We start from the raw sequence: 15,019 nt of genomic DNA, 5'->3' as shown, positions 1-15,019 counted from the left end.
CTTATTTTCTTTGTTTTACGGATCGACCTGAATCAGAACTTCATCACCCTCAAAGGCAACGGGAAAGGTCTCCAGTTTCAGCTCTTCCTGTTCCAGGCACTGGCCGTCGCTTAGGCGGTAGTGCTGCTTGTACAGCGGCGAGGCAACGGTCAGCTCACCGTCAATCTCCGCCACAAGGCCGCGGCCGATCACGCCCGCATTGGCGACAGGGTCCCAGTTATCGATGGCGTACAGCTGGGGTTCCTGGTCGGGTAAAAAAAACAGGGCAACCTGACGATCGCCCACAAGAGCACACACTCCGGAATTGGCTACAAGATCTGATCGCTTGCAGACTTGCAGCCACTCGGTGCGGGTTATGGCAACTTCGCTCATTCTGGTTCTCCACTAATGGTGGTGATATTCGTAAAACTTGTGTTCTATTCCAGCTTCGGTGGGCTGGATTCCGGTACTGGATCAAGTCCGGCACAGGCCCTGCGCCGGAATGACGTGGGGCGGAGTAAATTAGTTCGCTGTGAAGGCGAGGCGCCGGGTGCGGGTTTTCAGGAGCGTCGCAAACAGGATGTTTGCGCCGCAGCGCCCATGGATGGGTTCACAGCGGTCCTGAAAACCCGCTCCCGGTGACTCGCCGCCACCGGGCCGGGAAAAAACTTAAGCCGGCTCGGCAATCTTGACGATCTCTTCCTGGGTTGCAGGACGGCGTTGTTCGCGCTCTTCCACGAACACGATTTTCTCGTCTTTCTCGTCGGTGTTCACAAACTGACGGAAGCGCTTGACCATTTCCGGATCGTTGATCGCGGTTTTCCACTCACACTGGTAAGTGCCAACCACATGGCCCATCTGGCGCTCCAGCTCCTCGCAGATACCCAGCTTGTCCTCGATCACCACCTCACGCAGGTAATCCAGACCGCCCTCCAGGTTCTCCAGCCACACCGAAGTCCGTTGCAACTTATCCGCCGTGCGCACATAGAACATCAGAATCCGGTCGATATATTTAATCAGCGTCACATCATCCAGGTCCGTCGCAAACAGATCCGCATGGCGCGGGCGCATACCGCCGTTACCGCAGACAAACAGATTCCAACCATTCTCGGTGGCAATCACACCAATATCTTTACTCTGAGCCTCCGCACACTCACGGGTACACCCGGAAACCGCCATCTTGATCTTGTGCGGCGAACGCAGACCCTTGTAACGGTTCTCCACCGTCAGCGCCATGCCCACACTGTCCTGCACCCCGAAGCGGCACCAGGTAGAACCCACACAGGACTTCACTGTCCGCAGGGACTTACCGTACGCGTGGCCCGTCTCAAAGCCCGCATCGATCAACTCGCGCCAGATCTCCGGCAACTCCTCCAGTCGCGCACCAAACAGGTCCACCCGCTGACCGCCGGTAATCTTGGTGTACAGATCGTATTTCTTCGCCACCTGTCCCAGCACAATCAGCTTGTCCGGGGTGATCTCACCACCTGGTACACGGGGCACTACAGAATAGGTACCATTTTTCTGCATATTCGCCATAAAGGTATCGTTGGTATCCTGCAGCCCAACGTGGGGCTTCTCATGGATATGCTCATTCCACAGGGAGGCGAAAATGGAAGCTGCGGTGGGTTTACAGATTTCACAACCCTTGCCGGTACCGTGCTTGTGCAGTAGCTCGTCGAAGGTTTTGATTTCCTCCACCTGCACCATATGGAAAATTTCCTGGCGGGTGTAAGGGAAGTGCGGGCACAGATCGTTGTTGACCTCCACACCTAGGGCCGCCAGCTCGGTATCGACGACGTTTTTCAGTAGCGCTGCACAGCCGCCACAACCCGTGGCCGCCTTGGTGCAGTCTTTGACTTCACCCACCGAACAACAGCCGCCCTGTACCGCGCCGACGATATCGCCCTTGCTCACGTTGTGACAGGAACAGATGGTGGCGGTGTCCGGCAGTGCATCGGCACCCAACGCCGGGGCCGCGCCATCCAGTGCCGGCAGGATCAGTTGCTCCGGGTGCTCCGGCAGATCCATATCGTTCAGGTGGTATTGCAGCAGGGTGTCGTAGTCGCCGGTGTCGCCCACCAGTACCGCACCGCGCAGCTTTTTGCCTTCGCTGTCGGTAATCATGCGCTTGTACACGCCGGTCTGCTCGTCTACGAACGTGATCGCCGCCGAGCCTTCCGCGCGCCCGTGGGCGTCGCCGATGGAGCCGACTTCCACGCCCAGCAGCTTCAGCTTGGTGCTCATGTCCGCGCCATTGAATTCTGCCGCTTCGCCACACAGCAGGGAAACCGCGGTGCGCGCCATGGTGTAGCCGGGGGCGACCAGGCCGTAGATAAAGTTGTTGAACAGGGCACATTCGCCGATGGCGAAAATATTCTTGTCGGAAGTGCGGCAGGTGTTGTCGATCACGATACCGCCGCGCTCGCCCAGTTCGATACCGGCGGATTTGGCCAGGCTGTCTTCCGGGCGGATGCCGGCGGAGAATACGATCAGGTCGGTATCCAGGGACTTATCGCCTTTGAAGTTCATACGCAGGCGGCCGCCGTCCACTTCTTCGATCAGCTCGGTGGCGGTGCTGGTGTGTACGGTCACACCCAGCTCTTCAATTTTTTCCCGCAGCAGTTTGGAGCCGCCTTCGTCCAGCTGAACCGACATCAGACCGGGGGCGAATTCCACCACGTGGGCTTCTAGGCCCAGTTGCTTGAGTGCGTTGGCCGCTTCCAGGCCCAGCAGACCTCCACCGACTACCACACCCACCTTGCCTTCTTTGGCCGCAGCCTGGATTTTGTCCAGGTCTTCGATGGTGCGGTATACAAAGCACTTGTCATGCTCGTGACCGGGGATTGGCGGGACAAACGGATAAGAACCTGTAGCCAGAATCAGATGATCGTAGGCTTCGGTAGCGCCGCTAGCGGAAGTGACAACCTTGTTTTCGCGATCGATACCCACGGCGGCATCGTTCAGGCGCAGGTCGTAGCCCCATTCGCGGTACTGTTCCACCTTGCCCATGGCCAGGTCGTCGGCGGTGCGACCGCCGAAGTATTCAGAGAGGTGTACCCGATCGTAGGCGGGGCGGGGTTCGGCGCAGAATACCAGCACATCAAACATTTCCCGCTCGGGACGATTGGCCAGTTGTTCGAGGAAGTGGTGACCCACCATGCCGTTGCCGATGACGACGATTTTTTGCTTAACCATAATCTCTGCCGTTTGAACCTGATGCGTTCGACAGAAGGAAAGCTGGGGGAAGGGCCGGGTTAGCTTGCGGCTGCACGGGCGTCCCCTCTTCTGTCGAAGAGTGTCAGGCGCCGTTGCCTTGCTAAAAGAATTTCGGATTGTGACTATAGGTATTCAATCTCTGTGCCAACTCTTGCAGGTGGCAGCGAGCGTTGGGAGGGGCGGGGAAACCACAGGGTTTGTGCGGTTTATTGGCGATAGTGCCTGGGCGGGCGCGTTAAATTGGTGCGCGTACAGGTTGCTTGCCCCATGGCGGGGCTTGAAGACAACTGCTCCGTAGGAGACAGCCCGACTGGCTCTTATACAGGGCGCGCTTCGAGGCTTGCCAGTTACAGGAAATACAGCAGGTGCGAAAGAATCGCCAGCACCGCCACCGTCTGCCAGAACAGCAGCGGGTTGCGCTCCATCAGCGGCGGCTTCTCTGTGGTATCGAACCGCTTGTTGGGGGTGCTGAGGTCGTGCACGAATTCCGACAGTGCCGGGTAGCGGTTCTTCGGGTCCGGTGCGCAGGCGCGGCGCAGGGCGCCGTCGATCCAGTCCGGAATGTCCTCCCGTTGCCGGCTCGCACTGCGGTAGCGCAGGCTGGCGTAGTGCTTCAGTTGATAGTGGTTGCTGCCAAAGCGCTCTTTATAGGGGTAGTGCCCGGTGAGCATCTCGTAGGCGATGACCCCGAGCGAAAAAATATCCGAGCGGTGGCTGGCGGCATCGCCGAAGAAGTACTCCGGTGCGCAATAATTCTTGCTGCCCGGTGGTGCACTGTCCTGATAGCGCAGCAGCTCCTGCAGCCCCGCTGCATTGGCGCCGCCGAGATCGATCAGTTTCAGGCGACCGCTGGAATCCACCATGATATTTTCCGGCTTCAGATCCCCGTGCACGATTTCCAGCCGTTGCAGGCGGCGCAGGGCGCTCACCAGCTGCTGCACCAGATTGCGCACCTGATCCAGCGGCGGTTCCGGATTCAACTGCATCCACTGACGCAGATTCTGTCCGTCCACATACTCCATCACGTGGTACAGGAACTTGCGCTCCTTGCGCGGCGGGAACACCTTCACAATGGCCGGATGCTCCAGCCGGCGCCCGGTCCATTCCTCGGCGATAAACCGCTCGATATAAGCCGGGTCGTCACTGAAATTTTCCGACGGCGCCTTCAAAGCGCGCAGCTCGTCGGATTCCATATCCCGCACCAGGTACAGATAACTGCGGCTACTCGCGTGCAGCTCCTGCAGCACCTCGTAACCGTCGATCTTGTTACCCGGCTGCAGCGGCGGCGGAAAGGGCAGCTGGCTTGTCGCCAGCATCACATCGTCCGCCTCTAAAGAATCCAGCACATTCACCCGGCACAGCGCCAGGCTCAGATTGTCCTTACTGCCATTATCCAGCGCCGCCGCCATCAATGGCTGCGCCGCCTCCAGCTGGTGCGCTTCAAGCAGCTGTTTGAACTGCTTAGTGGGCAGAAAATCGTGAATGCCATCGGTGGTCACACAAAACAGATCGCCGGCTTCCAGTGGCTCCTGCCGGTAATCCACCTCGATATGCGCATCCATCCCCAGTGCGCGACTCAAAAACGTCCGCCCCGGCCCCAGCGTGCGACTGTGGTCCCGAGTCAGACACTCAAGGTTGCCATCCCGCAGCCGGTAAATCCGCGAATCCCCGATATGAATCAGGTGCGCCGTAGAGCCCTTCAGCACCACTGCAGAAAAGGTCGTCAACCAACCCCGCTGCACCTCATCCGCCCCACCGCTCTGCCGGTACAGCCAACCATTCAGTGCATGTAAAACCCGCGCCGCCGCCTGCTTCACCGACCAGGAATCCGGTGTACTGTAATAATCGGAAATAAACCCGCTCACCGCCGCCCGCGCCGCCGCACCCCCGGCCTCCGCGCTGCCCACCCCATCGGCAATCGCCGCCAGGGAACCGCGATACCGCAGATCACTCCCGGTGGCCCGATAGACTGCAACCGCATCGTCGTTGTAGGCGCTCTGCCCACACTCGGTGGCGGTGGCAAATTCCAGGTTCTCGGAATTGGAGGCCTGTTGGTCGGAATCGGGCACGGTGATGGTTTTGCAGGTGGTGTTCAAAGTGGTTTGCTCCTCTCGTCATTCCGGGCTTGACCCGGAATCCAGAGCTACGAAGCTGGATGCCGGATCAAGTCCGGCATGACGGTTTTTATGATTTGAGGGCCTGAATTCGCCCCTCTCGTCATTCCGGGCTTGACCCGGAATCCAGAGCTACGAAGCTGGATGCCGGATCAAGTCCGGCATGACGGTTTTTGTGATTTGAGGGCCTGAATTCGCCCCTCTCGTCATTCCGGGCCTGACCCGGAATCCAGTGCTACGAAGCTGGATGCCGGATCGAGTCCGGCATGACGGCATTCAAGAATTACGCTACGTCGATCAAAGAAACACTACCATCAGGCATGACTTCCGCCATCTGACCTTCCGGCTCCTCCAGGAACAGCAGCGTAACAAATCCAAGCACCGCCGTACCCGCGATCACCAGGAAGAACGTCTGGTAAGAAACCATACTCAGAATCGTCAGGTAAAACACCGCACCCACATTCCCGTAAGCACCGGTCATCCCCGCAATCTGCCCGGTCAGACGACGCTTGATCAGCGGCACCACCGCAAACACCGCCCCCTCACCGGATTGCACAAAGAAAGAGCACGCCATCGCCGCAGCCACCGCCAGATAAAGCGGCCATTCCGCATCAATCATGCTCATGGTCAGATAACCCAGCGCCAGACCCGCCGTCAGAATCAGCAGCGTACTCTTGCGCCCAAACCGATCACTGATCAGACCACCTGCCGGGCGCGACATCAGGTTCATAAACGCGTAGGCCGAAGCCAGCAGGCCCGCCTTCACCGGATCCAGGGTAAAGGTCTCCGAGAAAAACAGCGGCAGCATGGAAATCACCGCAAGCTCGGAACCGAAGGTCGCAAAGTACAGAATATTCAGCACCGCAACCTGCTTGAACTTGTAGCGGTGAATAGGCTCCGGCAACTTCACGAAAATCTCTTTGTTGATGTCGTAGCACTTCTTCGCATCAAACACATACAGGGCGACCAGGGAAACATAAATCACGATCGCCACCGGCATCGCCAGCATGCCCACGCCCGCTGGAGACAGCTTCCAGGTCAGCAGCGCCAGCGCCGCGTACATGGGCACCTTCATGATCAAAAGCAGCACAAAGTCGGATGGGCTGGAAACCTCCATGCCACCGATTTTCTTCGGCTTGAAATAGGTGCCACCTTTGGGCGTATCGGTCACCGAGCGGTAGTAAATCACGCTGTACACCAGGGCAATCGCACCGGTAATACCGATGGCGTAGCGCCAGCCATCCTCACCACCGAACAACAGCGCAATGGTTGGCAGGGTCATGGCGCCGGCGGCAGAGCCGAAGTTGCCCCAGCCCCCGTAGATACCTTCCGCGGTGCCCAGCTGCTTGGCCGGGAACCACTCGGACACCATGCGGATACCAATCACAAAGCCGGCACCGATAAAGCCCAGCAGGAATCGGCCGATGGCCGCCGCGGTAAAACTGTCGGCCAGCGCGAATATAAAGCAGGGGATACTGCCAACGGCCAGCAACAGGGAATAAGTCAGGCGCGGGCCGTATTTATCGGTCAGCATCCCGATAATGACCCGCGCGGGAATCGTCAACGCCACGTTCAGGATCAGCAGCGTCTTTACCTGGTCCGAGGTGAGCGACAGGCTGCCGGCAATCGCCATCAACAGCGGTGCGTGGTTGAACCAGGCAAAAAAGGTAATAAAGAAAGCAATCCAGGTCAGGTGCAGCACCCGGATCTTTCCTTTAAAGGAAAACAGATTTAAAGAATCACTGGACATGGTCTTATCCCGTTAGTTATGAAACTTTTTTCTGTTGCTGGATACCCGAAGTGGAGAAGCTCAGGCGACATCGATCAGGGAGACACTGCCGTCCGGCATCACCTCTACCATATGGCCTTCCGGCTCTTCCATCAGCAACAAAATAATAAAACTGAAAACCGCGGTGCCGGCGATCACCAGGAAAAACGTCTGATAATCCACCAGGGTCAGCACCGTCAGAAAAAATACCGCGCCCACATTGCCGTAGGCACCGGTCATACCGGCAATCTGGCCGGTGAGGCGGCGCTATGGAGATCACCGCCAGCTCGGAACCGAAGGTGGCGAAGTACAACAGATTTAGAATCGCCACCTGTTTGAATTTGTAACGGTGAATCGGCGCCGGTGGATTGGTGAAAATCTCCCGGTTAATGCTCCAGGTTTTCTTTAGCTCCAGCAGATAAAGTCCGGCGAGGGCTGAGTAGATGGCGTAGGTCCAGAACGGGCTCAGCAGGCCCACTTCCGCCGGCGACAGTTTCCAGGTCAGCAGCGCCAGGGCGCCGTACATGGGCAGCTTCATAAACAGCAGCAGGAAAAAATCGCCGCTGCTGGTGACTTCCATCGCGCCGATTTTTTTCGGCTTAAAATAGGTGGAGCCCTTGGGGGTATCGGTCACGCTGTTGTAGTAGACCACGCTGTACAGCAGCGCGATTACGCCGGTGAGGCCGATGGCGTAGCGCCAGCCCTCGGTTCCTAAAGAGTCACCGCCAAACATCAGTGCGAGGGACGGCAGCAGAATGGCGCCGGCAGCGGAGCCGAAGTTGCCCCAGCCACCGTAGACACCTTCCGCGGTGCCCAGGTGGCGGGCCGGGAACCACTCGGACACCATACGGATACCGATCACAAAGCCGGCACCGATAAAGCCCATAAAAAAGCGTGCGATGGCCGCCTGTACAAAACTATCCGCGAGGGCAAACACGAAACAGGGAATACTGCCGATGGCGAGCAGCGCGGAGAAGGTGAGGCGCGGGCCGTATTTGTCCGTCAGCATGCCGATGATCATGCGCGCGGGAATGGTCAGTGCCACGTTCAGGATCAGCAGGGTTTTTACTTGGTCCGGGGTCAGTGCCAGGCTCTCGGCGATGGCCATCAGCAGCGGGGCGTGGCTGAACCAGGCAAAGAAGCACAGGAAAAAGGCCAGCCAGGTCATGTGCAGGATTTTGACATTGCCGGTGAACGACAACAGGTTCAGGCGTTCGGATTGACTGTGTTCGGACATCGGTAACTCTAATTCTCTCATCGGAGCAGCTGGGTTTGCGGTGGCGGGGCCAAATCGCAGACACAAAAAAAGCCCACGGGCGCAGCTGGCTGCCGCCGGTGGACTTCGCTGTCCTGAATTTCGGTTTCGCTATGGTTTCTCAGTGAGAACTGGCGCTAGTGACTTCAGCGTTGGGCTCTGCCCGAGTCTGGCTCGGGTCTGTTGTTTTTTATCCCGCGGCGTTGAGCGCACATAAATAGGTATTCAATAACTGTGCCATTTTTGGGCAGCGTCGCGATTGTGGTGCGGGAGGGTGAGGTTTTGTGGGGCGCCAGGGGCGGGGTTGGGCGGATAGACGTTCTCCGCGCTTCACGAAATAGCCAGCCCGGGCGGCTGGTCCTGGGCCAGCGGGTAGGTGGTCGCCCCGTTTTGGGGTGCAGCGTGCCCCCAATGCACACTTGTGCACCGGGGGTGGGCGATGCTGTGCGGGATCAGACGGTGCGAGCCTGTCTCGGCGTTGCGACCTGTTGGTGGCGGAGATAGTCCAGAGTCTGCTGGTATAAGTCTGCGCAGAACAGTTGCGCGGTGTTGGTATCCACGGGTGCAATTTCATTGCACAGCGCCAGTAGTTCGCGGGCTTTTTTCTCCGTGGGGCGGCCGTGGTCTGATTGCGGGTGGGCGAACAGGTGCCAGCCGGTATTCTGTACCGGGCCCTCGGGGTGCAGCAGCTGATCATTCAGGGAGGCGGCGACGGTGTCTTCGGGCAGGTCGAGGTAGTCGGCCCGGGCCAGAATGCCGATCGCATCCCGGCGGTGGTCGCGATCGCTCAGCCAGCCGCAGGCTTCCAGCAGGGCGGCGCGCAGGGCCAGGTGGGTGGCCGGATTGGTGTCGTGCCAGCTGCGGGTGACCGCCAGTACTTTTTCCGGCATTGCCGGCATCAGCGTGTTGCTGGGTGTGGCAATAATACCGATACCTTCCTGCACCGCCAGGGTATTCCAGGGCTCCCCCACGCAGAAGCCGTCGATATCCCCACGGCGCAAATGGTCCACCATCTGCTCCGGCGGCAGCACCAGCAGGCGCACGTCGCTATCCGGGTTGATACCGGCATGACTCAGCCAATGACGCAATTGCAGCGTGTGACTGGCAAACGGGTAGACACTGGCAAACGTCAGTGGCGTATCCCCTTCAGTCCGGCGGAAGATAAATTGTTTGAGCGCGGTGCCGATGGCATCGCTGGTTGCGGGTTGCAGTTGGTCGTGAAGAGATCTCGACAGGGTAATGCCGTTGCCGTTGCAGCTCAGAATCAGACCGCTCAGCAGTTCTTCCTCACAGTGGGGCAGGGTCTGTTTCAGGGTCAGGGGCATGGGCGCCAGCATGGCGGCGGCGTCAGCGGCACCGCCGATCAGTTTGTCCCGCAGGGTGGCCCAGGAGGTTTCCCGCTGCAGTTCCACGTTCATTCCATAGCGCTCAAACAGGCCCAGCTCGCGGGCAATAATCAATGGTGCGCTGTCGGTGAGGCGCAGGTAGAGAAGTTTCAGGTTTGGCTTTTCGGCTTGCAGGCTGCTCACGGTGCGTTGTCTCTGTAATTCGTCTCTGTAGTTCGTCTCGGTAATCATTTCAGGTGTACGGCGGCATGCGCTTGTGCGCGTACCCATCGCCTTATTGGGCGGGCGCCTGCAGGTGTGTGACGATCTGCTCTGCCACGTGGCGCATGGTGGAGTTACTGTTCATGGCCAGGGTGCGCAGGGTCTGGTGGGCGGCCTGTTCACTGATATTTTTGCGCGCCATCAACAGTCCTTTGGCGCGCTCGATGATCTTGCGCTCGTCCAGCTGCTGCTGCGTGCGCTGCAGGGACTGGCGCAGGTGCTGGTAACTGCGAAACTGGGCCATGGCGATCTCGATCGCCGGAGCCACCCGTTCCGCGGACAGGCCCTCTGCCATATAGGCGCTGACACCGGCCTCCACCGCACTGGTAATAAATTCTGAGCCACCGCGGGCGGAAAACATCGCCACCGGGGTGGGGTTATGCTGGTTGATCACGGAAAGGCTTTCGAGAATATCCCGGTCCGGAGACTCGATGTCGATCAGGACGATGTCCGGCCGATGCTTTTCCACCTGAAAAAGAAGGCCTTCGGCGCTGGATAGCTTTGCCAGCAGGTTGTAACCGGCAGCGCTGAGTTGGTCGGCCACCATGGCAGCGCGCTCGGTCTGGTCATCGACCAGCAGAATGCTGACAGGGGCGGGTACTGAAGTGGTGGTCATCGCTTCGTGAAAACTTTTGCTCGGACAATTGTCGGATTCGGTTCACTGGCTACCAAACGTATCACGCGTATTAGCAGGTCGGTCCCGAAAACCGGTCAAGCAGTCCGATATTTTTGTTATGGCCTATATCGATCACTGCCCGGGTACCGTACTTTGATCTATCGATGGGCGGAGTGATCGCTATAAAGTTTATACACAGCCGTTGCAATCTTGATGCCAGAAGCAACGAATGCGCCGCCAATAGCGGGGCGTCATAAACGTCCTTCCTGCTGGCGGCAGGCATAAAAAAAGCCCGGCGGCACGGTCAGTGCAGCCGGGCTTCGTTGCCTGTGTTCTTTGGACAATCAAAACTCATACCAACTGTAGAAATTTAATGAACCCCACCGCAGGTGCGGGGGAATTGGCGGGCGCGGGTCTGAGAGCGGTGGGGAAACGCCCGATAGTGGCGCAGGCCGCGATGGCTGTATGCGTCCACTTGGTGCGGCGGTGTGTCGGGAGGCGGCAATTTGGTGCAAACGGTTATGTGCTGTTTTTTGTTGTGGGCCGGCTGCACTGCGGTAGGGAGCGTTAGCCCTTTCGGGCAGGTGAGTCCGGCCAGGTAATATGCGGTGCACACATTTGATGTATTGTTGCGCCTTTCAGGATATCTCACGGAGAAGTTTCTGGTGCCAGGAAGCCGTATTCAATGAACACTCCGATGGAATCTCGATCATCCCGGCTCCCTGCCGGTGAGGACCGCGGCGGTCGGCAGGTCGTGCGGGTCTGTCCGGTGGTGCTCGCCGGCGGTCTGTCCAGTCGCATGGGGCACGACAAAGCGCTGCTAAAATTATCCAATGGGCGCACGATGCTCGAGCAGGCCAAAGGGCAGTTCGCGCAGATGCGCCCGGTGAGTGGCCTTGAAATCATGCCGACTCTGGTCAGCGGGCGCCGCCCCGGTGGTATTCCGGATGAGATCGAGGCCGCGGGGCCTCTCGGTGGGCTACAGGCCATTTACCGGCACCTGCAACAGTGGGATCTGCCCTGTGATGCGTTGCTGGTCGCGCCGGTGGACATGCCACTGCTCACCCCGGGCCTGCTGCGGCGCCTGTGTGTTGCCGGGCAATCCGTAGAGCAGGCGGTATGTTATGGCAGCTACTATCTGCCCTGCTGGCTGCCGCTGGGGCAGCGCTGCCGGGATTATCTGGATGCGGCGGCTGCGGGCAACGCAGTGGCCTCAGTGCGCGCCCTGTTCGGGTTTATCGGCTGCCTGTCGCTGCCGGAACCGGATGGTGACTGGCACCTGAACGTGAATCGCCCGGAGGACTATCAGCGCTTTCGGGGGTAGCCCGGCCGGTGGATACGTGCAATTCGAAAAGAGGTATCGATTTCGAATGACGGAGCATACAGGCAACTTCTTCCGGCCCCGGCTCCTGTGCCGTACTGGGGTGACCCTGGCCGTATTTCTGGTCTCGCTACTGCTTGCCGCTTGTGGTGAGCGGGCACAACCCGTGCTGCGGGTTGCCGTGGACGCCAGCTTCCAGCCGGCCCTGGAGGCCTTGCGACCGGAGTTTGAAGCGGCATGTGGATGCCGGTTGCAGACGACCGCCGGTGCCAGCGGTCTTCTCTACAGTCAGATCCGGGCTGACACAGCGCAGCCATCCTTTGATCTTATGCTGTCTGCGGACAGCGCGCGCCCGGTATTACTGGAAAAGGCGGGGCTCACTGTGCCCGCCAGTCGTCAGGCGTTCGCCCGCGGGCAACTGGCGGTGTGGGCGAACCCCGTGGTCTCGAAAAGCAAATCCTCGGGCTTTTCCCGGCTTTCCATGGAGCTGGCGAAAAGCGATGCGACCCTGACGCCGCGGCAGCTGATCCTGTTGCTGGGGCGCGGCAAGCACAAGCTGGTGGTGGCCGACCCGCAGTTGGCACCGGATGGGGATGCTGCGGTGAAGATGCTTAAAAAGCTGCGACTCTGGCCCAGGGTCAAGAATCGCATGGTGTATGCGGGCCATTCCGGCCATGCCCAGATCATGCTGCACCAGGGGCAGGGGGATCTGGGGGTGATTCCCTATAGCCAGGCCCTGGCCTCCGGGCGCCGCGGCCAATATATGCGCATACCGGAGCAGTTCCACCCTCCCATCGAGCTGCAGATGGTGATCCTGCGGGATACCCGCCAGCGCACACTGGCGATCCGCCTGCTGCAATATCTGCGCTCCACACCTGTTCAGCAGAAATTACCGGAACTGGGGTTTCGTGCCGCAGAATAATATTCTGCAAACAGGATCAATAAATTGGTTTCAGCAGAAATGGTTACGCTTAATCCCATTTATTTCACGTGTTCGAATAGGGTAAATCCGGCGGCGGATAAATGGTTTTAATTGATACCTATTCCATTGGTGAATTATTCCCATATCAATGCGTTATTATTTCGGGAATGCGTTTTTTGTTAAATAAAAACCCTTTGGAATAGTTAACCAAATATTCTCTTATACGACTGAATAAATCGGCACTTGCGGTATTTTTGTGCCCGAAGCTCCCCAGTGATTGCTGCTGTCATGAATTAGTCGAAATGCACGAAAGTCAGCCTGGTTTTCCTGTTTTCCGTTACGCATGTAACCTAATATGCTGTTTTTTAACCGATTTCCAGCATTTTCAATAAATTTCCACTAACCGAGTAATAAGAATCCTCTATTTCCGTTGCTCTGTTTTATTCCCTTTAATTCATCGTCCTACCGAAACGGATTTAATTTTTCCGGGAATTTGTTTTTCCCGGAAGGGACCGCTTTCACGCCAAAATCAGATAAGCCTGATGACGGACAGGAAAGTTCAGGATTAAATGTCAGCGGTACATAAATGACCCGGTTAACCGGGTCGACTCTTTGCAGCCATTTGTAACGAAGAGTTTTATAACAACGAAATATTTAACGGGAGCACAAACGGTGATTATTGCCATACCAAAGGAGACCGCGCCTGGAGAGTCGCGGGTCGCGGCAACGCCAGCCAGCGTAAAGCGTTTGCAGTCGCTGGGCTTTGACGTTGTGATCGAACAGGGGGCCGGCGAAGCAGCCAGCTTCCCGGATGCCGAATACGAACAGGCCGGTGCCAAGCTGTGTGCGAATGCCGCCGAGTGCCTGAGCCAGGCGGGTATCGTACTGAAAGTACAGCAGCCCACTGACGCGGAGCTGGACCTGATCCCCAGCGGCGCCACCCTGGTGGCCTTCCTCAAGCCGGCGCAGAACGAAGCACTGCTGAAGAAGTTCGCCGACAAGAACATCAACGCGCTGGCGGTGGAATCCATTCCACGTATTTCCCGCGCACAGAAGATGGACGCTCTGAGCTCCATGGCCAACATCGCCGGTTACCGCGCGGTGATCGAGGCGGCCCACGAGTTCGGTCGTTTCTTTACCGGCCAGATCACTGCCGCCGGCAAGATTCCGCCGGCCAAGGTGCTGGTGATCGGCGCCGGTGTTGCGGGTCTTTCCGCCATCGGTACCGCCAAGAGCATGGGTGCCATCGTGCGCGCCTTCGATACCCGCCCGGAAGTACGCGAGCAGGTCGAATCCATGGGTGCGGAATTCCTCACCGTGGAAATCGAGGAAGACGGCTCCGGCACTGGCGGTTACGCCAAGCAGATGTCCAAGGAGTTTATCGAAGCGGAGATGGCCCTGTTCCGCGAACAGGCCAAGGAAGTGGATATCGTCATCACCACCGCACTGATCCCCGGTAAGCCTGCGCCAAAACTGTGGCTGGCGGACATGGTGGAAACCATGGCCGAAGGTTCCGTGGTTGTGGACCTGGCGGCGGAAATGGGCGGTAACTGTGACTTTACCGAAGCGGACAAGAAAGTCGTCAAGAGCGGCGTGACCATTCTCGGTTACACCAACTTGGCGAGCCGCGCGGCCACCCAGTCCTCCACCCTGTACGCCACCAACCTGTGTCACCTGCTGACCGACATGACGCCGGAGAAAAATGGCGAGATCGTCATCGACTTTGAAGACGAAGCGGTTCGCGGTGCCACCGTGGTGAAGGAGGGCGAAATCACCTGGCCGCCGCCCGCGCCAAAAATCTCTGCCGCGCCCCAGCAGAAAAAGCCGGAGCCGCAGATTGAAGTGGAGCCGAAGCCGGAGAAGAAATCCTCTCCGCTTTCCCTGGTGGCCTTCTGGGCCGTTGCTGGCCTGCTGTTGCTGGCCCTGGGTAAATCCGCCCCGGCGGACTTCGTGGCCCACTTTACCGTGTTTGTGCTGTCCATCTTTATCGGCTGGCAGGTGATCTGGAACGTATCCCACGCCCTGCACACTCCGCTGATGAGTGTGACCAACGCCATCTCCGGCATCGTGATCATCGGTGCCCTGTTTCAGGTGGGGGCCACCGGTTCCTTCCTGGTGACTGTAATGGCGTTTATCGCGGTACTGTTTGCCAGTATCAACATCTTCGGTGGCTTCTTCGTAACCCACCGTATGCTGAAAATGTTCCGTCGATAAGGAG

Annotated in this window: 9 protein-coding genes and 1 pseudogene; 3 read left to right on the top strand and 7 right to left on the bottom strand. The window is 58.4% G+C overall.

Features of this window, described 5'->3' with window-relative positions; translation table 11 throughout:
• Positions 1-15: 15 nt before the first annotated feature.
• The 7 genes and pseudogenes from nirD to LRR79_RS16335 form a co-directional block, all read right to left on the bottom strand.
• Positions 16-372 carry a nitrite reductase small subunit NirD gene (gene nirD, locus LRR79_RS16365; RefSeq protein ID WP_231758227.1) on the bottom strand — a complete coding sequence of 119 codons (357 nt, stop codon included), beginning with the start codon at positions 370-372 and terminating at the stop codon, positions 16-18.
• Between the two features lie 276 nt (positions 373-648).
• Positions 649-3,177, bottom strand: a complete 2,529-nt coding sequence (gene nirB / locus LRR79_RS16360; protein ID WP_231758226.1) for a nitrite reductase large subunit NirB — start codon at positions 3,175-3,177, stop codon at positions 649-651.
• A gap of 368 nt (positions 3,178-3,545) precedes the next feature.
• On the bottom strand, positions 3,546-5,294 hold the full coding sequence (locus tag LRR79_RS16355) for a bifunctional protein-serine/threonine kinase/phosphatase (protein ID WP_231758225.1): 1,749 nt from the start codon (positions 5,292-5,294) through the stop codon (positions 3,546-3,548).
• A gap of 301 nt (positions 5,295-5,595) precedes the next feature.
• Positions 5,596-7,062: a NarK family nitrate/nitrite MFS transporter gene (locus tag LRR79_RS16350; RefSeq protein WP_231758224.1), complete on the bottom strand. Its 1,467-nt coding sequence runs from the start codon at positions 7,060-7,062 to the stop codon at positions 5,596-5,598.
• Between the two features lie 60 nt (positions 7,063-7,122).
• Positions 7,123-8,317 (bottom strand): annotated as a pseudogene (locus LRR79_RS16345) (MFS transporter).
• A gap of 470 nt (positions 8,318-8,787) precedes the next feature.
• Complete coding sequence (locus LRR79_RS16340; protein WP_231758223.1) at positions 8,788-9,864, bottom strand: CmpA/NrtA family ABC transporter substrate-binding protein; 1,077 nt, start codon at positions 9,862-9,864, stop codon at positions 8,788-8,790.
• A gap of 91 nt (positions 9,865-9,955) precedes the next feature.
• Positions 9,956-10,558 (bottom strand): ANTAR domain-containing response regulator, encoded by a 603-nt coding sequence (locus LRR79_RS16335; RefSeq protein WP_231758222.1) that lies wholly within the window; start codon positions 10,556-10,558, stop codon positions 9,956-9,958.
• Positions 10,559-11,255: 697 nt separating this feature from the next.
• On the opposite strand from LRR79_RS16335, the gene mobA reads away from it, so the two are divergent.
• From mobA to LRR79_RS16320, 3 genes are all read left to right on the top strand, one after another.
• Positions 11,256-11,882, top strand: a complete 627-nt coding sequence (mobA, locus tag LRR79_RS16330) for a molybdenum cofactor guanylyltransferase (protein WP_231758221.1) — start codon at positions 11,256-11,258, stop codon at positions 11,880-11,882.
• A gap of 46 nt (positions 11,883-11,928) precedes the next feature.
• A complete protein-coding gene (modA, locus tag LRR79_RS16325) occupies positions 11,929-12,801 on the top strand; it encodes a molybdate ABC transporter substrate-binding protein (protein WP_231758220.1) in 873 nt (290 codons plus the stop codon).
• Positions 12,802-13,473: 672 nt separating this feature from the next.
• Positions 13,474-15,015 (top strand): Re/Si-specific NAD(P)(+) transhydrogenase subunit alpha, encoded by a 1,542-nt coding sequence (locus tag LRR79_RS16320; protein WP_231758219.1) that lies wholly within the window; start codon positions 13,474-13,476, stop codon positions 15,013-15,015.
• Positions 15,016-15,019: the final 4 nt, after the last annotated feature.

The organism is Microbulbifer elongatus, from assembly GCF_021165935.1.
Classification (GTDB): Bacteria; Pseudomonadota; Gammaproteobacteria; order Pseudomonadales; family Cellvibrionaceae; genus Microbulbifer; species Microbulbifer elongatus.
This window is presented reverse-complemented; position numbering and strand designations above follow the sequence as displayed.

Bases quoted from the DNA above. Each gene is read 5' to 3' on its own strand.
- nirD (WP_231758227.1), bottom strand. From the start codon at position 372: ATGAGCGAAGTTGCCATAACCCGCACCGAGTGGCTGCAAGTCTGCAAG.
- nirB (WP_231758226.1), bottom strand. From the start codon at position 3,177: ATGGTTAAGCAAAAAATCGTCGTCATCGGCAACGGCATGGTGGGTCAC.
- LRR79_RS16350 (WP_231758224.1), bottom strand. From the start codon at position 7,062: ATGTCCAGTGATTCTTTAAATCTGTTTTCCTTTAAAGGAAAGATCCGG.
- LRR79_RS16335 (WP_231758222.1), bottom strand. From the start codon at position 10,558: ATGACCACCACTTCAGTACCCGCCCCTGTCAGCATTCTGCTGGTCGAT.
- mobA (WP_231758221.1), top strand. From the start codon at position 11,256: ATGGAATCTCGATCATCCCGGCTCCCTGCCGGTGAGGACCGCGGCGGT.
- modA (WP_231758220.1), top strand. From the start codon at position 11,929: ATGACGGAGCATACAGGCAACTTCTTCCGGCCCCGGCTCCTGTGCCGT.